A 22371-nucleotide genomic window follows, 5' to 3' on the forward strand; every position below is an offset into this window, starting at 1 on the left:
GCCCCACGCACGGTACTCTGCCCGCCACGCTACACTACCATCCCCACTGGTCAGCTCACGCGGCATGCCCGCAACGTCATTGTGATACCAGTGTACCTGCGCTGCGTGCTCCGTTTCACCCTGCTGCAGACTGATCTGTGCCAGTGGTGCGAAGCTCTCGTCTTCATAAATCCAGATATGCTGGCGCGAGCCACGCACTTCGCTCAGCAGACGGTTGCCGTCCCAGATAAAACACGTCACGCCAAAGGCGTCACGTTTCCAGCTGCGTCGGCCGAACGCATCGTAGCCGTAAGTAGTGCGCTGTTCTGTGCCGTTACGCGTGCTTACCGCCTCTGTCAGCTGGTGCTCGGCGTTCCAGGAAAACTGTTGCACCGTATGCCGACCAATGCGCTTCTCAGCCACGTTGCCAAAGCTGTCATACGCCCAGCGCCGGTCTTCGTGCACCCTTAGACGGTTATCCTTCAACGGCGGCGCGCCGACCTCATTCAGCAAATTATGTGCGGGGTCAAAAGCAAACCGCTCATCCTGCGCTCGCGTGAGTCGGCCCAGTGCGTCATATTCGTAGCGGTGGTCACCGGTGTAGTGATCGACCATCTGCATTAGCTGGCCGTTGCGTTGCCATACATAATCACGTGCCACCGCCGTGCTGTCACCGCGCATAGCGCGCTGGCTTACCAGCCGGCTCATTTCATCATGAACATACTCGCTGGCCAGCGCCCCTTGGGTGCGGCGCACCTCACGGTGCAGTATGTCACGTTCGCTTTCGCTGATGACGCGGCCGCCAAAATTGACCTGCACGCGGTGACCGCTGCCATAATAAAGGTTACTCAGCTCACGACCGTCCGGTAGCCTGGTATGAGTACGGTTACCCAGCTCGTCATACTGATGGCGCAGCTCGTAATTAATACCACGAATCAGGCTGCGCTCCGCCAGCAACTGGCTGGCATCATCCCATTCCAGCTCCACACGTCCGCCGTGATTGACGCCAGTTGTCAGACGTCCCAGCGCATCATAACTGAAGCGGGTACGTTGCCACTTTGCATCTCCGCCGCGTGCCACCAGCTTCTCAAGCAGCCTGCCGCAGTTATCGCGCCGATAACGCGTGCGAATTTCCGGACCGCTGCCGTCGCCTCGCTCGGTACGCGTCAGCGCATTTCCACTGGCATCATATTCATAATAGGTGGCAGAACCATCGAACCTCTGTTCACCGATCAGATTGTTATGAACATCATAACTGAAGCTATAGCGCGTGCCATTTTCATTGATGAGAGCAACCAGACGACGTGCGCGATCGTATTCATAGCTAATAGGGTTACCGAGCGCATCTGTTCGCGTCAACGGCAGACCGTCCCCCGCCAGCGTCCAGCGTGTTGCCTGATTCTGTGCGTCATACCAGGCTGTCAGGCGCTGCCAGCGGTCAAACTCGAAGCGCTCGACACCGCCATCCGCATGCACAATGCGCTGTGGCAGGCCATCACGACGGTTATAAAGAGTGGTAACGTTGCCTGCGGCATCAGTTTGCTGCCTGAGCCAGCCGTACTTGTCATAATCAAAGCATGTGGTGCGTCCGGAACAATCGGTATGGCTAGTTAAAAAGCCGGCACTGTTCCAGCTCAGCTTTTGAACACCCGCCGCCGCGTCGCGGATACGAACCAGGTTACCCTGATCGTCATGGTTATATTCGGTAATGCGGCCAATCTCATCAGTGAAGCGAATCAGGCTGCCTGCAACGTCATAATGGTATTCGCGAATACCGCCCAGCATGTTTGTAACCCGCACTGGCAGGTTCCAGCGAGCATGGTAGTCAAAGCGTGTCGTCTGGCCATCCGGTTCGATAACGGCAGTGCAGTTACCGCGCTCATCATAGCGATAACGCGTCACACGGCCAGCCTGGTCAGTAAGCTGTATGATCTGTCCACGCGCGTTACGGCGAATGCGGATATAGCCGCCCGAAGCATCACGAAAACCGGTTAACTCGTGGTTATCGTCAAAGTCATAGCGCGTGACGCGGCCCAATGCGTCAGTGACGGTTGTACTGTTACTGGCGTACTCGAAACGCCATTCACCGCCAAGACTGTCACGATGCGCCAGTACTTTGCCATCCGGTGCGTGTTTATCGTAGTGATAGAAACACTCAAGTTCGCCCGCACGACGATGTGCCACCATTACATGATTCCGATAACGAAATTCACGCAACACCTCATCATGCTCATTGCGAACAGCACTTAAATCTCCTTCAGAAGAATAATCATAGCTGCAGAGCTTTTCGGCACTCAGGGGGGCAGATGGATAACAAACGCTTACAGCAGTGATACGTTCAACGCTTCGATCTTCATCAAGCATCAGTCTGGTAAAGGTAATATTGAAGCGTCGCCCTGCACTGTCAGTAATTACTATCGGCTGATGTTGCGCGTTGTACTGCAGAGTGAGGCGATTACCATGGCGATCGCTGATTGCCGTAAGTAGCCAGCGGCCCTCTCCTGCCTGATGAGAGAAGTGCCAGTGCTGGCTTTCATCAGGCGTAGAAATGCAAAACTCGCCCGGCTGTGGCTGGGAAAGTGATAGCTGCTCATAGCGATGCAACTGCGGCTCCCGACCCGGCTGTGGCCAGGGAAAATCAATTTCTCGACCCTGTTCATCAACCAGAATCAGCAGTTCGTTGTCTTTGCGTAATTCCTGAGCGAAAGGTAAAGACCACCCCTGACCTAACCAGCCGTTACCTGTTTCGTCGGAGAAATACAAACGCTGCCAGTTAAGCGGTACCGCAGCGGGAAAAGAAAAATCTTTATCATGTTCATCAAAAAGTAATTTAATACCCAGCAAAGGATTTACCGGACTACCGATTGCCATCTCAACCTCTGGCAACGGCCTCTGCGGAATTTTGCAGGGCTCAGTTTTTTTCTGCCCATGTCCTTTATCATTTCCGCCTTTATTACTGCCGGCCTTTTTCGCTTTAATAACTTCGTCAGCTTCTTTTTTTGCTGCTTTGGTTTCTGCTCTGGCCGCAGAACTTTCTGCCTTCACTGCAGCTTTTTCAGCCAGTGCTGTGCTTTCTTTGGCGACGGTTTTCCCGACTTTTGCCGCCTCAACCGCTTTGCCAGCTTTCGCTGCCAGTTTACCCGCTTTAAAAGCGGCTCCACCCCCAGGCACAAAGTTGGCTGCAGCTGAGGCAGCTGAAAGTGCCGCGTTGCCATAATCGCCCTCAGCGGTATAAATGGCAGCGTTAGCGCCGTCTGCTACGGCACCAATGACGGGTACTGCGCCAAGGACATCCAGGCCAGTGTGCACCCAGTCGCCATAATCGCTCCACCAGCTTTTCTTTTTTGGCGGGTTGGCACTGCCCGCCGTAACGTGGCCCTGGGGCGCAGGCGCATATTGTAATTTACCAATCGTGTTTCCGGTTGCCATTGGAGCTCCGTGCAGGAAATTCAGGTATTAATGAGTAAGGATATGTGCGGGTACTTTCAGATTAATAAAAGGTAAAGTAACGTTGACGCAGCCGCCATTTAAAATGGCGACTAGCTAATCTGTAGGTTGAGGTTTCAGGCTGAAGGCAATATCTTTTATGGAGAAATCATAGGACCCCATAAATTAAGAGGTAACAACAGTAAAACTAAAACTCAAATCCGCATGCCTTTAGCAACAGCAAGTCTTTTGATTTCCATTAATTTAACTGCCGTAGCATCATTTTTTTTACCTTCCTTCTTAAGCATGTCTTCGAGTAAATTGCTGAACCCCCATCCAGCTTTTGTTACTGCGTTTGGGTTGGCGCCATGATGTAAGAGGTATTCAACCTGATCCAGGTCCATTCTTGTCAAAGCAAAAATAAGCGCTGTTTTACCAGCGGTATCGGGCTTATTAACATCGGCACCTATACTGACAAGATATTCCAGCACAGGCATTGCGTTTTCTGACGTTGCGTTCATGATCAATGGACGTGCACTACTAACAGCATTTTTATCAAGACCTCCCGCAATCAATGCCTTAAGATAGCGGGGATCGTTTGAGCGGGCCATAGCATCTGCAGCACTGCCATATTCAGGAATATTCCAAAGAGGATCCGCACCAGCTCGCACTAAACTTGATATTATTTCCAAACTTCTATCTGTTTTATGATCACTTGCAGACAAAAGTGAAAACATAAGTAAAGTCATATTATTTTTACCCGGAGCATTCAGCTTCGTTGTATGAGACAACTCCTTCACCTCACTCACTTCTTCATTCTTTATGGCCTGAGCGAGCTGCAGTTGATTGCCGCTAAAATAATCTTCTGGTTTAGGAGTATTCATGTTTGCACAACTCACATTTGAAAATGTCAGAAAAGCCAGAAATGGCACATAACAGGAAAGTTTATATAAAATTCTCTTCACAGTCACCTCAGCTTTTTTCTAAAATCAGTTCATCAGTATTTTTTTCTTGCTCTATACAAGGCATAACCTGACTCATAAAATGTCGGCTTACTGGGTCACCCTTACCGCCATCCATATCATGCTTAAGTCCAACGCTATCTGGCAATGAAACTATTACTGTGCCTAGCCCTACCCCAACTAAGGCACCAAAAGGTCCGCCAATTAATGTTCCTAGCCCTGCAAAAGCGGCTATAATGCCTATCCCCCATAAACCAGGTTCTTGTGCGCTAGTCAATACCTCCCCTTTGACACGATAAGCATTGATTACTTCTTTCCCATTTACACTTTTTTGAATCTCACCGCCATATTGGCCCACTGTTGCTTTATTTAAACCTGCTGCATTGAATGTCCAGCCGGGTTTACCACTGCTGCGGGAACACGCTGAAGCTAAACCACCACCTAATGAATGACCGACACAATCTATATTTTGATTGCTCATTCTGATTGAGTTACCAATACCTACTGCCTTTTTATAATATTCGTTTTCGCCTCCGAATGCCTGTTTCGCATTGACGGCCCAGTCGGGACCAGATTGCGTACCTCTAAATACCACAGAAGTTGACATATCTTTCCCAAATACGTTTTCATCAGGCAAATACACCTTTGTTCTAAATTGAGGCGCTGATTCAGAATTTAAATCATCTTTTGTGAGACCATATTTTGCTAAAGCGTCTGAATCATTACTAATGTCCTTCCATCCTTCAGGAATGGGTGGGGTTTTTTCTTTAGGATTGCGTGGTTCATAAACATAGTCGGCAAGTCTCGCTTTTTCCATCCCCGTATTATTCAGTTCCAGCCTTTCAGCGGCTGCCCGAACTTTTGGGTCACTGCTCTGCTTACCTTTTGCTATCAGCGCCTTGCGTCGCTCCCAGGTTTCTTTTTTGGTCAGATTACCGCCGCGCCCTCCCCTGGCCTTGCCGTTCATGGCAAAGATATCCTGTACGCGGTTGAGGGGAAAACCACCGATATAGGTATCCGGACTGTGCTCAATTGACCAGCAGTCACCCTCAACTGTACCGCTGACTACGCCCTTATTACGCCCAGCCGCATCTCCAATCGTCGTCGGCACAAAGCTAATGTCATAGACGAATGCCGGGTGGCCATTGAAGCGTACGCTTTCCACTGTACTTTTCGAGGGTGCCAGTGTGGCAGTAACCGGATATGGCACTGGCGGCTGAATGCCTGGGGTGAAACACAAATCGGGTAGTAATCCCACCACCTTATACACACCATCCTTGCGTGCAGCGTAATTATCAGCCATGACCTGACTCCTGCGAGATGAGCTCTACCAGTGAAGGCGGCAGCGGGGTAAAACTATCGTCATTGGTATCCGCGATTTGTTGTTGTGCCTTCTGCACTATCGCCTTACGTTCCTTTGCAGTGATGAAGCGTAACTCTGTTACTGCTGCCTCAAGCAATTCAGAAAACACTGTGCGATAAGTACAGTGCACTTTGCGCTCGGGCAAATTAATCACCAGCGTGTCCAGCTGCAAATCGTAGCTTACTCCAGCCCCCATTTGTGTGGTGACAAAGGCAAATAAGGTTTCAACCGGGACTGAAAAACTGATTTCCTGTCCGGGCTTATCCTGTTGTGAGATAAGGTTTTTTAGCGTAACCGGAATATGCGACAGCGGCTTGGGTAATGGAAACTGCATCCATGGATGAGCGCCACACCAATAATCAAAGCGAAAATCCTGCGGCAGAAAAGGATGACGCTGCTGCTTCCACGCCTCGTCATAAGTACCGGCAAAGCCAATACGCGGTTTCCAGCCACGACCATAAAAACCAAAACCGGCAGGTAAGGTTTCATCATCAATGTTTTTAATCGGCTGGGGCAGTAATTCAAACTGTGGCGCTGCGATACGCTGTAACTTAAGCTGTTTCTGCGCCCTGGCGGGTAACCAGCCAACACCGACGCTGTTAGTGGCGGATGCAATCTCGTCGCCATGCTCTAAGCGGAACATTCCACCCTGCGCATGCTCGTAACGTAATTCGAGAGCAGTGATCGCTTTAGCCTCGCTTAATTGCCAGCTAGTCACCATTTTGCGCCACTCGCGTGGGCCATACACGTTTAGTAAACGGGTAAAATCGCCAATACGCGCTCCGACGGTGAAATGACGCGCCGGCTTACCTTCCGGAGCGTGAGCACTACCGTTGATAATGACATCCAAACGCGGCTTATAGGGTGCCAGATCGCTCTCGAATCGAACACTGCTTCTGCCCGGCTCATCGTAATATTCATCCTGTTCAACCAATTCACCCTGATCTTCGCATAACGTAAGTTGGCCGCTGTGAATATCCAGATCGTAACTGACGCGTGTCACCAGCACACTAAATCCATGATCGTGCTGGTCTATCGACTCAAAAAGCTGTGCCGGGAAAGCACTATAGTTGACAAAATTTTCCATAGTTAGTTGATATCTATCTGCGTTCCGTCAATGTCTATCACCTTCTCACCAACCAGCTTAATTTTGTTTGCACTGATGGTAATGGTGCCGTTCTGTTCGAGCACGATCATCGATTCGCCACAAACCAGGGTAATCTTGTCTTCCGCACTAAACTCCGCCGATGTTCCTGCTGAAAGGCCAATATCCCGCCCGGTATTAAGCGAATATTTCATGCCAACGTTGTGCATTTGCATCGCACCGACGTTAGTCATCCAGCCGGCCCCCACATTGAGTACATAAGCAGCACCAATGTTGGTATTCTGCGCCAGCCCGACATTTAACATCGAGGCTAATGCAACCGTTTCAGTTTTCGTTTGATCGACTTTCAGCGTTTGGTTGCCATTGATAGTCACTGACTGATTCTGACCAATACGCACATTTTCATTCTGATCAACCGTTTCAGTGCGGTTACTGTGCACGGTGATGGTTTCATTGCCGTCCACTGTTTCCGTACGGTTTTGGTGAATGGTAATGGTTTCGTTCTGATCGACGGTTTCAGTGCGGTTCTTTTTGACCTCAGTGGTTTCGTTGCCGCCGATGGTTTTGGTGCGATTACTACCAACCGAGTGGGTTTCATCATTTTCCACCTCGGTGTCCATATTTTTCTCAGCATGCAGCCACACCTGCTCATCGCCCGCCTTGTCCTCGAAGCGCAGCGCGTTTGCCGTGTCCGCCGTGCCGTCCTTCGAACGGCTTAAAAACCCCATCTGCGTCGCCGCCGCCGGCAGCGCCCACGGCGGCATGCTCGCCTCGTTGTACACGCGACCGATGATCAGCGGCCGGTCCGGGTCGCCGTTGATGAAGTCCACCACCACCTCATCATTCACGCGCGGGATCTGCACCCCGCCGAAGCCCTGGCCCGCCCACGCGCTCGACACCCGCACCCAGCACGAGCTCGTGTCGTCCCCCTTCGCCAGGCGGTCCCAGTGGAACTTCACCTTCACCCGGCCGTAGCGGTCCGTCCAGATTGACTCACCCGCCGGGCCCACCACCTTCGCCGTCTGCGGCCCGTGCGTCTTCGGCCACGCCGTCGCCGGCTCCGCGCGGTACGTCACCGACGACGGCAGCACCGTGAACGCGATGTTGTGCCGCGCACCGCTGCCGCCGCTCGCGTATTCGTTCTCCTCGAAGTCGTACCGCGCCGACGTCACCAGGTACTCTCCGTTGTCGCTGAAGTGCGGCGCGTTCACGATGCCGAACCGGTACCCCGGCGCGATGCCCGTCGCCGTCCCCGTTCCGCTCACGCTGTGGTGCGCAACCTGCCACACCTCCTGCCGGATGCGCGTGTAAAACTCGCCGTGGCTGTGGTCGACAAAATGGCCCGGCCAGTCGTACACGTCCACCGCCCCCGGCACCGGCGACACCGGGTTCTGTCGCGCCTGCAGCATCCACGCGTTCGGCTTGCGGAAGTCGTAGTCGTCCGTGCTGTACATCCCCGGCGTCACGCTCTCGCACAGCGACCACTGGCTGATGCCCTCCTCCGTCACGCTCCCCCCTGACACCGTCACGTGGTACGGTATCGTCTCATAGCCCGCGAACGCCTCGTGCTGGTCCGCCCCGTCGCACAGCACCATCACGTGACGCTCCGCCTCGTGGCGGAACCAGTAGTAAATCCCCTCCAGCTCCATCAGCCGGCTGATGAAGTCCAAGCTGCTCTCCTGGTACTGCACGCAGTACTCCCACACCCGGTAGCTGCTGCCCAGCCGCGTCTCCACGTTCACCCCGTTCTCCTGCAGCAGCGTCTGCACTATCTGCGGCACCGTCTGCCCCTGAAATATCCGCAGGTTGCGGTCCCGGCGCATCGGCCACAGGTCCGGCTCCACCCGCAGCTGGTACACCGCGTAGCGCGTCCCGCTCAGCTCCTCGCTGCGCACCGCCACCCGCGTGATTTTCCCGTTGAGGTAGCGCGGCGACAGCAGGCTCTGCGTCGGCAGCGTGAACGTGACCGGCTGCCCCAGCAGCGCGTGCCGGTCGATGCGCGCGTCCGTGGCCAGCAGCTCGGCGTTCAGCTCAAACGACTGCGACAGCGCCTCGGCGCCGGTGAGTTTCCAGAACAGCAGGCCGTCCATCGGCAGCTGTGCGGTGATGCGTGAGAACATAATAAATCCCTGATGATTAACTGTGTGGATCGAGCAACCAGACGCCTTCTTCGCTGATGGTCAGCGTTTGCTCGCGCGTGCCGCCCTGGCCGCTGATGGCAAAGGTATAATTGCCTGGCGCCAGCTGCAGCGCGGCAAAACCATTGGCAGCAGGCACCAGCGCCTGCGGTTTGCCATTCACCTGGACGCGTTCGCCCTGCTGCAGCTTGATGTAAACCTGCGCGACCGGCTCCGGCGGCGGTGCAGGCTGCGCCTCCGATTCGCGCGGTTTTTCCGGCGTTACCGCTGCCGTTACGGCTGGCGCTGACGACGCTGACGACGCTGAAGGTGAAACTGCCGGATCAGCAGCTGGCGCGCTGTTTTGCACCGTCTCTGCCGGCGCCGCAGGCTCATCGCCCCCGGACATCAGCAGCCCCACACACAATCCCACCAGCACGCCCGCGGCCACCAGTCCCGGCAGCGCAAAGCGATGGCGCAGCAGCGATTTCACCGGCGAAAGCGTTTCGGCTTCGTTCGCCTCTTCCACCGGCACCAGCATGGTGCCCGGGCCGCTGATTTTGGCGCTCAGCAGCGGTTCCGGTTCGCGCTCTGGCAGCGCCATCAGCCCGGCAAAGGCATCAATATCCTGTGGCCGATCTTCCGGTTTAAGCGCCAGCGCGCGGTCCACCGCCGTCAGCAATGCCTGGGAGTAGCCCGGCAGGCGGCGCGCGGCCAGCGGCTGGTAGTTATCTTCGATGCTGCGCACCACGCTCACCGGCGGTGGCGCCCCGGTGATCAGCGTGTGCAGCACCGCGCCCAGCGCGTAAATATCCGTCCACGCGCCCTGTTCGCTTTCGTCGTTATCGCTGTATTGCTCGATAGGCGCATAGCCCGGACGCAGCATGGTTTCGCTCTCATCCGACAGGTTGCCAATGGTTTTACGCGCGGAGCCAAAGTCCAGCAGCACCGGTTCGCCGCTGCTCTGAATCTGGATGTTATCCAGCGAGATATCACGGTGCAGGTAACCGGCGTCGTGGATGGTTTTGATCGCACCCAGCAACGGCGGCAGCAGGCGACGAATCCAGGCTTCATCCACCAGCTGCGGATTGCGCTCGCGCAGGTTCGATAAGGTGGTGCCGCTGTAAAACACCGTGCCCATATAAGCGGTGTCGTTCTGCACCCAGAAACGCAGCACGTGCAACAAATTGGGATGATTGAAGCGGGCCAGCAGGCGCGCCTCCTGAATAAAGCTGTTCAGCCCGGCATGAAAGGTTTTACTGAAGCGTTCGCTGCGCAGCACCAGATTCAGATCGTCGCTGCGCACTGCCAGCGAAGCCGGCATAAACTCTTTAATGGCGATATCACGTTCCAGCTGATGATCCCAGGCACGATAAACAATGCCAAAGCCGCCACCACCGATCACTTCTTTAATTTCAAACTCATTGAAACGGTAACCCACCGGCAGAGCGTTGGGTACGTTGAGGGGATTATCGTGTTCCGACATTTTCGAAAACTCTCTGATCACTAACGGCTTTAGACATCGAACTGGCAAACAAACTCGCCCTGCTCACAGCGTACCTGCACGCGACGATAGCGTTCATCGCGGGCGTGGGCGCTGAGCAGCATCTGGCTCATCTGCGGCAACAGGGTATTGGTAAGGATGGCGTCGACCATGCGGCCACCGGACTCCACTTCCGTGCAGCGCTGCACGATCTGGCTGATGACCGAATCGTCAATCTGCGCGCTGATGCCGTGGTTGTCGGCGAGACGCTGAACAATGCGGCCCAGCTGCAGCCGGACGATTTCCGCCAGCATCGCGTCGCTCAGCGGGTAATACGGCACCACCAGCAGGCGACCCAGCAGCGCTGGCGGGAAGACCTCCAGCAGCGGTTTGCGCAGTGCGGTGCTCAGCGCTTCCGGATCCGGCATCAGCTCCGGATCGGCACACATCGCACTGATCAGCTGCGTACCGACGTTGGAGGTCAGGATAATGATGGTGTTACGGAAGTCGATGTGGCGCCCTTCGCCATCCTCCATCCAGCCTTTATCGAACACCTGGAAGAACAGTTCGTGCACATCCGGATGCGCCTTCTCGATCTCATCCAGCAGCACCACGCTGTAGGGACGACGCCGCACCGCTTCGGTCAGCACGCCGCCTTCGCCATAGCCCACGTAGCCCGGCGGTGCGCCTTTCAGGGTGGAAACGGTGTGGGCTTCCTGAAACTCGCTCATGTTGATGGTGATGATGTTCTGCTCGCCGCCGTACAGCGACTCGGCCAGCGCCAGCGCGGTTTCGGTTTTGCCGACGCCGGAGGGACCGCACAGCATAAAGACGCCGACCGGTTTGTTCGGATTGTCGAGGCGCGCGCGTGAGGTGCGCACGCGTTTGGCGATCAGATCGAGACCGTGCCGCTGGCCAATCACGCGCTGGTTGAGCGTATCGGCGAGATTGAGCACCGCGTCGATTTCGTTTTTCACCATGCGCCCCAGCGGAATCCCGGTCCAGTCTGCGACCACGGCGGCCACCACGCTGGCATCCACGGCGGCAAACAGCAGCGGCGCTTCGCCCTGCACCTGCTGCAGCTGCTGTTGCGTCGCGTCCAGCTCATCGCGCAGCGCGGCTTCGCCCTCCGTCACGCAGCGCGCCCGCAGGGCAATCAGCTGATCGACCAGTTCACGCTCCTGCTGCCAGCGCTGCTGCAGCGCATCGCGCTCGGTTTCCAGCGTTGCGCGCTGCGCGGCAACCGCCTGCAAACGCGCCGCATCGCCCAGCCCGAATTTGCTTTCGCGCTCAATGATTTCCGCTTCAATCTCCAGCGCGGCCAGACGATGCAGGCAATCTTCCAGTGCCGCAGGCTGTGCGCCCTGGCTCACCGCCACGCGTGCGCAGGCGGTGTCCAGCAGCGCCACCGCTTTGTCCGGCAGCTGGCGCGCCGGAATATAACGATGCGACAGCTTCACCGCCGCGCTGACCGCCTCATCCAGCAGCAGTACCTGATGGTGCTTCTCCAGCGCGCTGACGGTGCTGCGCAGCATCAGAATCGCTTTGGCTTCATCCGGCTCCTGCACCTGCACGGCCTGGAAACGACGCGTCAGCGCCGGATCTTTCTCAATGTACTTTTTGTATTCGGCCCAGGTGGTGGCACCGATGGTGCGCAGCTGCCCGCGCGCCAGCGCCGGTTTCAGCAGGTTGGCGGCATCGCCGGTGCCCTGCTGGCCGCCGGCACCGACCAGCGTGTGGATTTCGTCGACGAACAGTACAATCGGCGTCGGGCTGGACTGCACTTCATTAATCAGCGCCTGCAGGCGCGCTTCAAATTCGCCTTTCATGCCGGCACCGGCCTGCAGCATGCCGATATCCAGCAGCCACAGCTGCACATCGCGCAGCGGAGCCGGTACGTCGCCAGCGGCAATACGCAGCGCCAGGCCTTCGACCACTGCGGTTTTGCCAACGCCCGCTTCGCCGGTCAGCAGCGGGTTGTTCTGCCGGCGACGCATCAGAATATCCACCATCTGGCGGATCTCTTCATCACGGCCGGTGACCGGATCGATGCGTCCTTCGCGTGCGCGTGCGGTGAGATCCTGCGCGTACTGCGCCAGCGTGCTGGTACTGGCTGCCGGTGCGGCACTCTCCGCGCCCGGCTGCGCCACCAGCGCCTGCTGTGCCTCTTTGCTGCTGGCGAGCAGCGTGTCGAACTGCTCCAGCAGCGCATCAGCATTGATACGGCCAAACTGGCCGGAGATGCCTTTCAGCACGCTGGCGAGGTTGAAGGTTTTGAGCATGCCAATCAGCAGATGGCCGCCGCGAATGCGCGTCGCACCGTACTTCAGCGAGGCGTAGACCCAGGCGCGCTCGACGGCGCTGTCGATGTGTTCGGCGAGATCGGAAACCGCGCTCGCACCGCGCGGCAGGCGGTCGAGCGCCGCGACGATATCCCGCGTCAGCGCGTTTTCATCCAGTGAAAAATGGCTGATCACCCGCTGTAAGTCGCCATCCTGCTGCTGCATCAGCTGGTGCAGCCAGTGCACCAGCTCAACATAAGGATTGCCGCGCAGTTTACAAAAGGCGGTGGCGCTTTCCAGCGAGGTAAATAACAGCGTATCCAGTTTGCCGAATAACACGGCACGGCTGATTTCTGACATATCGGGTCTCTTTAATGAAAGAAGCAGGCTGTGTAACAGGGAAAAGCGATTGGGCTAGCTTGCGGCTGCCTCAACCTCAAACATGAAATCTTCGCGATCCTGCGGCTGTGGCGCGTGTCCCAGCCAGCTGGTGTAGCCCAGCCGGGCATTGCCTCCCAGCGTGACGCTTTGCACCTCTTCCGCCGCCAGGATCAGGCTGAGGTCCCACTGCATCTCGATGCCGAGATAGTGACGCACCCAGTCGCGCACTTCTCGTGCGCCCGGCGCATCCGGCAGAAAGTGGGCATACTGCTGCGCGCTCAGCGGACCAAGCCGCAGGCGAAAACGGTGCTGCACATCGCGCACCGCCACACCGAGAAACGCCGATTCGCCCAGCCGCGGCATCTGGCGTCCGGCTCCCAGCCGCGCCTGATCGCGCGCGTCCAGCGTCAGCCACTGCGGCACGTTCTGTGCCAGCTGCACCGGTACGCCAAAGTAGTGACGCAGAATGCGCACCAGCCCTTCGGCATCATGACCGTGGCGGCTAAGATGGCCGACCAGCATCAGCCGCGCATGCAGACTGAGCGAACTGGCCTGCTGCTGCGCCGGTAAACCGATGCCGGCCAGACAGGCAAGGTAATCAACAAAGCGGCGGTTATCGGCGCGATCCAGCGAGACGGCCGGCTGCGCATCGGCCCAGGCGCGATAAAACAGCAGCGTGGCGCGATGGTGAAAGATGTCGGCAAATGCCGCCAGGCTGTGATCCTGATGGTGCACGATGCGCTCGTGCACATATTCCGTCAGGTGGGTCGGCAGCGGACCGTTGGGGCCAAACAGGCCAAAGCTGTAAATCGCCACGTCATGGCGCGCGTCCTCTGCGCGCGGCTGCACGCTGGCCAGCGTTGCCGGGGCAAACGCCAGCGACGGTTGCTGACCAATGCGCAGCGCTTCGAACTTCGGCAGCGGCGCACGTCCCAGCGGATAGCGCTGGCCGCCCTGCGCATCCAGCCGGCGTAGCAGCTGAAACAGATCGTAGCGCCACGGTGCCGCCATTACTGCCTGCCAGAAATCGTCCGGCAGCCGCTGGGCGCGCTGCAGCGGAATGATCTGCGCCTCGCTCATAGCAGCGCCTTCCTGCCCATGCGCGGCGGCCAGTAGCCTACCTCGCCGCGCTGCTGGCTGTTGAGGGTGAATTCGGTAAAGCTATTCAGCGCCACCAGCCGGCTGCACACGCGTTCCAGCACGCTGCCGAGCAGCCACGGGCTGGCACCGGAAAACGCCTGTTCGTCGACCTCCAGCGCGATGCTGACGCCGCGCGCAAACACCACCGGGCCCGGTTCCGGCACCCGGCGATTGACCGCGCTAAGCTGGCAGTGGCGAATACCGTCAATCTGGCGCGCCACCGCCGCTTCGGCGAGATTAGCGTACAGGCTCAGCAGCTGGCGCAGCGCGGCAGCGCCCTGGCCGTCGCTGCTGTCCATCAGGCTCAGGTAGTTCATCTGCAGGTGGCTGATCAGACGCCACGCGGAGAGCCCTTCGGCCAGCGCCGGACGCGGCGGCGTCGGGCCTTTACACAATTTCAGCTGACCGACCGGGATCGAATCCGGCATCACGAAATTGCCCTGCTCCTGCTGCAACAGCATCAGCGGCAGGTCGCGGCTGGTGCAGAGCACGTCTGCCGACAGGTAGCGCATGTCGTCGCGCCACGGCGTGTGATGCTCATCCACCAGCGACAAAAACACTTCCGAGCCGATATAGCCGGTGCGCGTGCCGTAACGCTGCGCCTGCTCAGACAGCGTGCGCTGCTCGCGGCGCAGCGAGAAATAGGCACCGTAATCGCCGTCGTCGCCGCTGAAGGTGCTCCAGAACGGGCGGAATAACTGCTCTTCGCGCTTGCCCTCAACGGTGGCGAACAGCCGCTGCACCGAGTGCACTTCGTAGTCCAGCGGCCGGATGTTATCCACCACCAGATGATATTCGTGCTGGCTGTCGCTGACCTTCAGGCGCTCGGCCGTTTTGGGAAACAGGTTGATCACCGGCGTGCAGTGCAGTGCCAGATGGCTGCTGTCCACCACGCTTTCCAGCGCGCTGTCAGCCTTATCCAGCAGGATGATAATGTCGAATTCCTGTGCGTTATCGCAGCGGCGCAGAAACGGTGCCAGCTGGCCCAGGCTGATGAACTGGAAACGCGCCGGAAAGGCAAAATACTCCTGCAGCAGCCGGTAGCCGTCGAAGTTACGCAGATCGTCCGGCAGCAGCGCCTGCTCTGGCGCAAAGCCTTCCTGCTGTAACGCTTCATCCGACAGCACCTGGCGCAGCGGTTTCTGTTCAACCGATTGCAGCACGATGCCGACGCGGTGCTGCATCAGCAGCTCCAGCAGTTTCTGCGCCTGAATGTCCGGGCCGCTGAGATACAGCATTAAATCGGCGACATTCAGCTGGCTGAGCGACGAAATGCCTTCGCAGGCGATACGCACGCGCAGCGCGCTGGCGGCACCGCGACCGCTGAGCTTCAGTTCGCCCAGCGGCAGATCGCCCGGCACGCCGCCGAGTGAAACGTCGCTGATGCGCAGCGGATGCAGCGTGACATCGTGCGCCGTGGTGTAGCTGCAGGTTACGCCGCTTTTTTTCAGGTGCTGGCTCTCCATCATGGTGCCGCGCGGCACGTGGAAGCCATTGCTGATGTCGCCTTTGCGGCTGTCTGGCGTGAGCTGTGCAATCGCCATCGACGGCGTAGGTGACAGATATGACGGCGCAATCATCTCCAGCAGCCGCTGCGAAAAGCGCGGGAACTCGGCGTCCATTTTGAGCTGCACGCGCGACGTGAGGAAAGCAAAGCCCTCCATCAGGCGCTCAACGTAAGGATCGGCGACTTCGATGCCGCGCATCCCCAGCCGCCCGGCGACTTTCGGATAGCGCGCAGCGAACTCCGCGCCCAGCTCACGCAGATAGGCCAGTTCGCGGTTGTAGTAGTCGAGCAGTTTGCTGTCCATGATTAACCTGCATCCAGTAGTTCAAAATGACCGCTTTCCAGATCAACCTGGGTGCGGAACAGAAACTCCAGCGGATAAGGCACGCACCACAGGCGGCCTTTTATCTCAATCGATAACACGTTGTGCAGGCTGAGCGACTTCAGATCGCTGACGCAGCGTACCTGCAGCCCCTGCGGCAGAATGCGCGGCTCGAAATGCAGAATGGCATCGGTCATTTTGCGCTGCATATCCTGCCATTCGATGTCAGAGATATTCTGTCCGGCCAGCGGCGCCACGCCAAAATTCCACACCGAGCGCTGCACTTCACCAAAAGCGCTGAGATCCTGCTGGGCTTCGTTGTTGATGGTGTTGAACAGCCACTGCAGATCGCGCAGCACGTGGCGGCGCAGCGTGCTGTGGGAAATCAGCATGGTGTTGCTGGCTTCGCTCTGCTTGTCCGGCGCGTTGTCAGTCAGACGATCGAGTAACGAGGATTGCAGCTTGTCGCGCGCGGTTAGCGCGTCGCGATTTTTACGCGCGCGGAAACCGCCATGCAGCTGGGCATGGCCGTCGTTGTGCGAGCTGTTATCACGGCTCATCGCTGCCGCCTGGCTGGAACGTCAGCTGCTGCAGCGTCAGCAGCGGATACTCGCCGCTGTCGCTCAGCCACAGCTTCTGGCCGTGGCCGGTAAACTGACTGTCATCGTGGCCCAGCGGCTGCCATTCCGTGACGCTGGCGCGCAGATAACGCTCATCCGCCCCCGGCAGTAGCGGATAGCGCACCGGGATCTGGCAAATCTGCTCGCTGCCATCCACCAGCTGCACGCGCGTGTGGCGCCAGACCAAATCGGTTACGCTGGCGGGTGCCTGAAATTCCATCTCGCGGATCGCGGCGAATGGAATCCAGTAGTAGCGGCCGTTGGCGATGGCTTCGCACACCGGCCCGAAGCGGCTGTCGCCGTCCATCAGCCACGCGAAGTCTGTGGTCTGTTCCTGCTGCTGCAGCTGGCCCGGATTGGCTTCGGCCTGCGCCAGCGCGGCGGCACGTTGCTCAGCCCCCTGCGCGAAGTCACCGCGGATGTCGGCGGTCAGCGCAGCCAGCAGGCTTTCACACCACGCCCACGCGCTGCCTGGCAGCTGCGGCTGCGCCGCGCCGCGCAGTACCGCTTCACGCTGCTGCTCACCGGCAATGGCCTGCTGCAGTAAGGTGACGGTCGGCTGCGCCTGGGGCGTCAGCGCCAGCCACGATTGCAGCTGGGTTTGCGCGCGCGTCCAGTTGCCCGCCAGGCACAGCAGCTGCACAAACGCCGCGCGCAGGTCGGCATTGGCCGGGCTGGCCTGAATCTGGCGGGTGATATCGGCGAGGTTATCGGCCAGTGAGGCACTGGCCAGGCGCGATTGTAACGACTTCATGCAAGCTCCTTTTGCGTTAGTTGATGGTGCGGTAAACCGCGGCGGCGGGATCTTTCAGCTCCGGATGCAGCTGCTCTACCAGCTGGACTTTCAGCGGTGCACTGGCGCTCAGCCACGGCGACCACACTTTGCGTACTTCCTGCAGCCGTGTGCGCAGTGCGCTCTCATCGGCGGCATCGCTGGCGGGCATCTGCACCACCACCTGATCCGGTGCCTGCCAGCCGTTGAACTGGCTGCTGAACGGCAGCACCAGCCAGCTGTCTGGCGACTTCTCGTTGCTCAGCACCATGCGTTCGCTGTTGACGGTAGTGATGCTGAGCTCGGCGCTCTGCTGTTTATTATTCAGGCCGGCAATCGGGAAGCCCTGCAGGAACGTCACCACTACGCTTTTCGCCGCACCGTTGCCCATCTGCGTCAGGCTGCTGCGACCGCTCAGCCAGCCATCCTGACCGCAGCTCAGCCCCTGTTTGGACGGCACGAACAGCGCGCTGGTCTGCGCCGGATGCTGCCACCAGGTGCGGAAGTGACAGCCGTCGAGCAGGCTGAACTGCAGCCACGGCGTGGTATCGGCCTGCGGCGAGTTGAGCACCGGCGCGGCAGGGGCAACCGCAGCGGTCTCTGGCTGCTGCACGGGCGCGGGCGGCGGCGTTACCACCGTTTGCCACTGCTGCGCTTTGGCAGCGCTGCCGCTGGCGATCGGGTTGCCGTCATCATCATTGAGCGCCCAGTTGAGCTGCTGCAGCGCTTTACACTGCGATGCCATCAGCCCGGCGACGCGCGGCAGAAAATCCTCCAGCGCCGCGACGTTTTTCGCGCCGTGGGTGACAATGCGCAGATCAACATTGCGCTTACACCAGCTCGCCAGCTGGTTATCTTTCACGTCATCAATCCAGACATCCAGTTTCTGTGCCGGGGACTGCACGATGCGATAGTTCTCAGCAAATGCGTGCGTGCTGAGCAGCAGCGCAGCCAGACCCAGTAATCCATGTTTCATGTTGGCGTTCTCAATCTCGAAGAGGGAAAAACTGCGCCGCTTCGGACAGCGAGTGCAGTAAGGTGGTGTCCTGCGGTGAGCCAATCCAGACGGCCAGCGCGCTGAAGTTATCCTGCTGACCGTTATCCGGCTGACCGTTGCGGATGATTTGCTGCATCAGCGTCAGCCACTCTTCCGGCGTATTGACCATGTGCAGCGACTGCTGCATCTGCTCCAGCGTCACGCCGTGCCAGAAGCCATCGGTGCACAGTAAAAAGGCGTCGCCGTCTTCTATTTCCACCACATCGCTGTAGCTGGCGTCGCGCTGCTCATCGCCCATGCCGAGGGCAAAATAGAGCAGGTTACTGTTGATACCTTCGGTCTGGTGGCCGGCATCTTTCATCTGCTGCACCAGGCTGTGGTCGGTAGTCACGTGATAGAGGTAGCCGCGGCGAAACAGATACAGCCGGCTATCGCCCGCGTGCGCCCAGTAGGCCAGCTCGTAGTCGCGGTCGACGAACAGGCTGACCAGCGTGGTGCCCATGCGGCTGTGCTCGCTGCTGGCTTTCTGCTGCTGGCGAATCGCGTGATTCGCGTGGTTGACGTAGTTGCGAATCGACTGCGCATCCAGGTGCGCGTTGCCGTCGAACGCCTCCATCAGGCTGCTGCGCGCGATGCGGGCGGCCACGTCGCCGCCGGGAAAGCCTGCTACGCCGTCGCACACCACGAAGCAGGCTGAGCGTTCGCCGATTACCTCACCGGTTTGATCCTGATTGCTGGCGCGATCGCCCTGGTTCGACGTGGAAGCAATGGTGATATTCATGCGTCATCCGTGTGGGTTTGTGAATCTTTGTACTGATTAACTTCCAGGTCGTAGGCATGCAGGAAAGCTTCGCCGAACAGGGTATGGAAATCGTCCTCAATCTCGCCCGCCGTCTCGCCATAGCGCTCAACAAAATGCTCCCACAGCGCGGCTTTGCGGCTGCCCGGCAGGCCGAGGCGCGACAGCGATCCCGCCTGGCGTGCTTCCTCTTCCAGCTGATCCGGATTAAAGGATTGCAGCATCGAAGCGATAATGGCGCGGATCCCGGCGATCATACCGAGCTGATGCGCCTGCAGATCGATCAGCGCATCACGCACCGCCTGACGCGGCGGCATGAAGCCCGGCATGCGGCTGCCAAACATCTGCATCAGCACGGTTTTGCCGGACGGCAGCAGTTTGAACGGGTTGTTGGCGTCATCGAGGATCACCGTCATATCCGCTTTAACGCCACGCTTAAGAATCGAACGTGACGACAGCAGCGCAACGGTGCCCTGCGAGAACATGCTGAGCATCTGGCCAAACTGCAGCATCTGCTCACGGTCGAACTGCGGCGTGGGTTGCAGATCGCGCAATCCCATGCCTTCCAGCAGTGCATCCAGCAGTTCGCCTTTCAGCGCGTCGCCGCTGTTGTGGCTGGCTGTCGCCTGGCTGGCGGGTGCCGCGTTCTGATGGCTGGAAGCCACCGGATCGATACGCAGCCGCCCTTTCGGCGTCGGCGACGGGACACGTTGCACCGCCTGCGGCGTGGGCAGCGTAATGCCGCCGTAATCCATCTGCGGCGCGACCGTCTCCGGCTGCTCCGCCTGCGGTTCGATCAGCGGCGGCGTGGCCTGGGTTTCGGTGTCATCAAACAGTGGCGAACTGCTGAGATCCGCCAGCTCGACCGGTGCCGTCTCCGGCGAGGGTTCACTGTGCGTTTCCGGCTGGGCGACGGGCTGCGGCTGTACCGTCTGTGCCGGCGCGATCTCCGGCTGCGCCAGCGGAACCGCATTGCCCATCATCAGGCCGAGCGGATCGTCGTGGTTGCGCACGTCGCTGCTGCTCTGGCTGCCAAACAGGCTGAGCGGATCGAGCTCGGTGGCACTCTCGACCTGCGGCTGCGCGGCGGCATTCTGCTGCGCCGATAGCGTGCTGGGGGTGCGATCGTCGAAGATACTTTCCTGCGCAAACAGCGCATCACCTTCATCGAACAGGCTGGTGTTTTTCGGCTGCTGGCCAATATCCAGCGGCGCATCGTTCACCAGCTGAGCCAGCGGATCCTCCGGGTTGCGATCGAGGCTGGCCGGCGCGGTGAGCGGATTGGCCTCCGGCAGCACCTCGGCCGCTGCTTTGCGCTTCGACAGATCGTCGGAGATCGAGAACTCTTTGGCGAGACTGTCCCAGATCTCGCTGGGGATCGCGGCGGTGCTGGCATCTTTTTCCGCCGGTGGCGCATCAGCCATTACCGCCGCCTGCACCACCGGCTGCGGTGCCTGCGTGGCGGCCTGCGGCTGCTGCGCGCCGTTGAGATCGTTGACCAGCAGCTGGTAATCATCGATGCCCAGCACGTCGCCATCCTGTAATTCCACCTGACGCCCGCGCTCCAGCGGGATGTCATTGAGCAGCACGCGCGTCACGTTGCCCCGGTTGGTGAGGCGGCATTCGCCAGCGGCGGTAATGTGCACAATCGCCTGCAGGCGAGAAATGGTGCGATCGTCATCCGGCAGCACCAGATTGTTGTCCACTCCGCGGCCAATGGTGCCGCCGGGCGGCATAAAGTCACAGCGGGTTTGCGGCGGCTGGTGGCCGGGTTTAGTCGTTATTATCGTAAAGCGCATAACGGGTTCCTGCGGTTAGCGGTTCGGCATCTATATTGCGCGGCTCTCCGGGAAAGACGCGGAATATAGGAAGCGGGTAATACGATGCTGTGTGCGATATCAGGTGATTGAGGCTTTGCGTTAAAGCGCGATGCGTTGTGTTATATTTGCCATTTAGAATTTTCGTTGGCTTAGAAATGATTGCAATTTTGTAGCGTCACAATGTATTGCGCGATGAATCGCGCCGCTACAATATGTGCGCGGTGCAGTGTCAGTACACCGGTTCAAGACGATTAGCTGGGATGTAGCGACAACTGATTTATTCAATATTAACAATGAAAGCAGATATATATAATTCTGAAAACTTCATTCAGTATACTGAATAAATCAGTGCATCCGCTTATAAATTAAAATAGTTACGGCACCTGAAAATAATAGCAGCGCACTGATTAAGTTTAGGTTATGCACTATGAGCAACCATTTTATCTTTTCAGATGGGAGATTCTGCACAAAATTATATGTTTCAGCATTAACCCGCTCATTTTTCTTATGATACATGGTCACACCTTTATAAAGCCGTGCAAAATATGAGACCTTGTTATGATGAAATAATGATGAAAAATGATTAGCAACCTGCGTGGTAATATCGATCTGCAGGTTAATACGCTGAAACTCACTCATTATAAAATCAAATTTCCGCAGGTTACTCTTGAACAGGATGAATGCCCATATTTGCAAAATGCAACCCGAGCCTATCAAAGCCGCTGATATTGATAGTAATAGGTCCACAGTAGTTTTCCATAATCATGACTGTCCCAGCTTCAGGAGCTATGTCCATCACAGATGCTGCGACTGATTAACTATAATAGTGCCTCCAGATTATAAACCCCACGCCTCCCCCAATCATGAAAAAGGCAGTAACCAGGTTTAAAGTATGCAGACGCAGCAACCAGTTTATTTTTTCTTTAGGCATGGACTGAATGAAATCATAGGTTTCCTTGTTTACCCTTTCATTCCTTTTATGATAGAGCATGACACCTTTATAAAGATAAGCAAAATAAGCTATTTTAAGCGGATGAAAGGATGCGCTAAAGTAAGAGGAAATGTTCGTCGTGATGTCTAGCTGAAGATTTCTCTGTCGAAATTCAGACAAAATAACTTCGAATTTTTTGATATTTTTTCTAAAAATCACGTAACCAGCAATTTGGAGAGCGATCGATAACAGGAAAGAAAATACAGATAGAGAAATTAAAACATCTGAAAGACTCATAAAGCATAATTCATTATTTATTCCGTTGCTCACTATACAAACGTCAGAAGTTTTTTTCGGTATTATAT

Annotated in this window: 16 protein-coding genes; all 16 read right to left on the reverse strand. The window is 57.5% G+C overall.

Annotation, left to right across the window (positions count from 1 at the left end; translation table 11 throughout):
* Positions 1-3408: DUF6531 domain-containing protein (locus tag CBW22_RS22020; RefSeq protein ID WP_088517869.1), on the reverse strand; the 3408-nt coding region annotated here is incomplete at its 3' end.
* Between the two features lie 212 nt (positions 3409-3620).
* On the reverse strand, positions 3621-4370 hold the full coding sequence (locus CBW22_RS22025) for an ankyrin repeat domain-containing protein (RefSeq protein WP_254919554.1): 750 nt from the start codon (positions 4368-4370) through the stop codon (positions 3621-3623).
* A gap of 7 nt (positions 4371-4377) precedes the next feature.
* Positions 4378-5670, reverse strand: coding sequence for a PAAR-like domain-containing protein (locus tag CBW22_RS22030; RefSeq protein WP_088517871.1), 1293 nt, complete (start codon positions 5668-5670; stop codon positions 4378-4380).
* The gene (locus CBW22_RS22035) at positions 5663-6817 is read right to left on the reverse strand and encodes a DUF2169 family type VI secretion system accessory protein (protein ID WP_088517872.1); all 1155 of its coding nucleotides are present in this window, start codon (positions 6815-6817) and stop codon (positions 5663-5665) included. Before CBW22_RS22035 ends, CBW22_RS22030 begins: the two co-directional genes overlap by 8 nt.
* A gap of 2 nt (positions 6818-6819) precedes the next feature.
* Entirely contained in the window at positions 6820-8955 is a 2136-nt protein-coding gene (locus CBW22_RS22040; RefSeq protein WP_088517873.1) for a type VI secretion system Vgr family protein, read from the reverse strand.
* Positions 8956-8971: 16 nt separating this feature from the next.
* A complete protein-coding gene (locus tag CBW22_RS22045) occupies positions 8972-10438 on the reverse strand; it encodes a serine/threonine protein kinase (RefSeq protein ID WP_088517874.1) in 1467 nt (488 codons plus the stop codon).
* A 29-nt stretch (positions 10439-10467) separates the two neighbouring features.
* Positions 10468-13077, reverse strand: coding sequence for a type VI secretion system ATPase TssH (gene tssH / locus CBW22_RS22050; protein ID WP_088517875.1), 2610 nt, complete (start codon positions 13075-13077; stop codon positions 10468-10470).
* A 54-nt stretch (positions 13078-13131) separates the two neighbouring features.
* Positions 13132-14178 carry a type VI secretion system baseplate subunit TssG gene (tssG, locus tag CBW22_RS22055; protein WP_058771453.1) on the reverse strand — a complete coding sequence of 349 codons (1047 nt, stop codon included), beginning with the start codon at positions 14176-14178 and terminating at the stop codon, positions 13132-13134.
* The gene (gene tssF / locus CBW22_RS22060) at positions 14175-16049 is read right to left on the reverse strand and encodes a type VI secretion system baseplate subunit TssF (RefSeq protein ID WP_088517876.1); all 1875 of its coding nucleotides are present in this window, start codon (positions 16047-16049) and stop codon (positions 14175-14177) included. Before tssF ends, tssG begins: the two co-directional genes overlap by 4 nt.
* 2 nt (positions 16050-16051) lie before the next feature.
* Positions 16052-16627, reverse strand: a complete 576-nt coding sequence (tssE, locus tag CBW22_RS22065) for a type VI secretion system baseplate subunit TssE (protein ID WP_088517877.1) — start codon at positions 16625-16627, stop codon at positions 16052-16054.
* Entirely contained in the window at positions 16617-17441 is an 825-nt protein-coding gene (locus CBW22_RS22070) for a type VI secretion system accessory protein TagJ (protein ID WP_088517878.1), read from the reverse strand. The genes tssE and CBW22_RS22070 overlap by 11 nt, the downstream gene beginning before the upstream one ends.
* Positions 17442-17457: 16 nt before the next feature.
* Positions 17458-18435, reverse strand: a complete 978-nt coding sequence (locus CBW22_RS22075) for a hypothetical protein (protein ID WP_088517879.1) — start codon at positions 18433-18435, stop codon at positions 17458-17460.
* A 10-nt stretch (positions 18436-18445) separates the two neighbouring features.
* Positions 18446-19237, reverse strand: a complete 792-nt coding sequence (locus CBW22_RS22080; RefSeq protein WP_021506792.1) for a PP2C family protein-serine/threonine phosphatase — start codon at positions 19235-19237, stop codon at positions 18446-18448.
* A complete protein-coding gene (gene tagH / locus CBW22_RS22085; RefSeq protein WP_088517880.1) occupies positions 19234-21054 on the reverse strand; it encodes a type VI secretion system-associated FHA domain protein TagH in 1821 nt (606 codons plus the stop codon). Before tagH ends, CBW22_RS22080 begins: the two co-directional genes overlap by 4 nt.
* Before the next feature lie 366 nt (positions 21055-21420).
* Entirely contained in the window at positions 21421-21714 is a 294-nt protein-coding gene (locus tag CBW22_RS26545) for a hypothetical protein (protein WP_141097343.1), read from the reverse strand.
* 175 nt (positions 21715-21889) lie between these two features.
* A partial coding sequence (locus CBW22_RS22095; RefSeq protein WP_217899535.1) for a hypothetical protein occupies positions 21890-22371 on the reverse strand: 482 nt, incomplete at its 5' end.

Origin of the sequence: Pantoea sp. VS1, from assembly GCF_002207995.1 — a bacterium.
GTDB lineage: Bacteria > Pseudomonadota > Gammaproteobacteria > Enterobacterales > Enterobacteriaceae > Pantoea > Pantoea dispersa.

Excerpts from the sequence above, each read along its gene's own strand:
- CBW22_RS22030 (WP_088517871.1), bottom strand. The coding sequence starts at position 5,670 with ATGGCTGATAATTACGCTGCACGCAAGGATGGTGTGTATAAGGTGGTG.
- CBW22_RS22035 (WP_088517872.1), bottom strand. The coding sequence starts at position 6,817 with ATGGAAAATTTTGTCAACTATAGTGCTTTCCCGGCACAGCTTTTTGAG.
- CBW22_RS22040 (WP_088517873.1), bottom strand. The coding sequence starts at position 8,955 with ATGTTCTCACGCATCACCGCACAGCTGCCGATGGACGGCCTGCTGTTC.
- CBW22_RS22045 (WP_088517874.1), bottom strand. The coding sequence starts at position 10,438 with ATGTCGGAACACGATAATCCCCTCAACGTACCCAACGCTCTGCCGGTG.
- tssH (WP_088517875.1), bottom strand. The coding sequence starts at position 13,077 with ATGTCAGAAATCAGCCGTGCCGTGTTATTCGGCAAACTGGATACGCTG.
- tssG (WP_058771453.1), bottom strand. The coding sequence starts at position 14,178 with ATGAGCGAGGCGCAGATCATTCCGCTGCAGCGCGCCCAGCGGCTGCCG.
- tssF (WP_088517876.1), bottom strand. The coding sequence starts at position 16,049 with ATGGACAGCAAACTGCTCGACTACTACAACCGCGAACTGGCCTATCTG.
- tssE (WP_088517877.1), bottom strand. The coding sequence starts at position 16,627 with ATGAGCCGTGATAACAGCTCGCACAACGACGGCCATGCCCAGCTGCAT.
- CBW22_RS22070 (WP_088517878.1), bottom strand. The coding sequence starts at position 17,441 with ATGAAGTCGTTACAATCGCGCCTGGCCAGTGCCTCACTGGCCGATAAC.
- CBW22_RS22075 (WP_088517879.1), bottom strand. The coding sequence starts at position 18,435 with ATGAAACATGGATTACTGGGTCTGGCTGCGCTGCTGCTCAGCACGCAC.
- CBW22_RS22080 (WP_021506792.1), bottom strand. The coding sequence starts at position 19,237 with ATGAATATCACCATTGCTTCCACGTCGAACCAGGGCGATCGCGCCAGC.
- tagH (WP_088517880.1), bottom strand. The coding sequence starts at position 21,054 with ATGCGCTTTACGATAATAACGACTAAACCCGGCCACCAGCCGCCGCAA.
- CBW22_RS26545 (WP_141097343.1), bottom strand. The coding sequence starts at position 21,714 with ATGAGTGAGTTTCAGCGTATTAACCTGCAGATCGATATTACCACGCAG.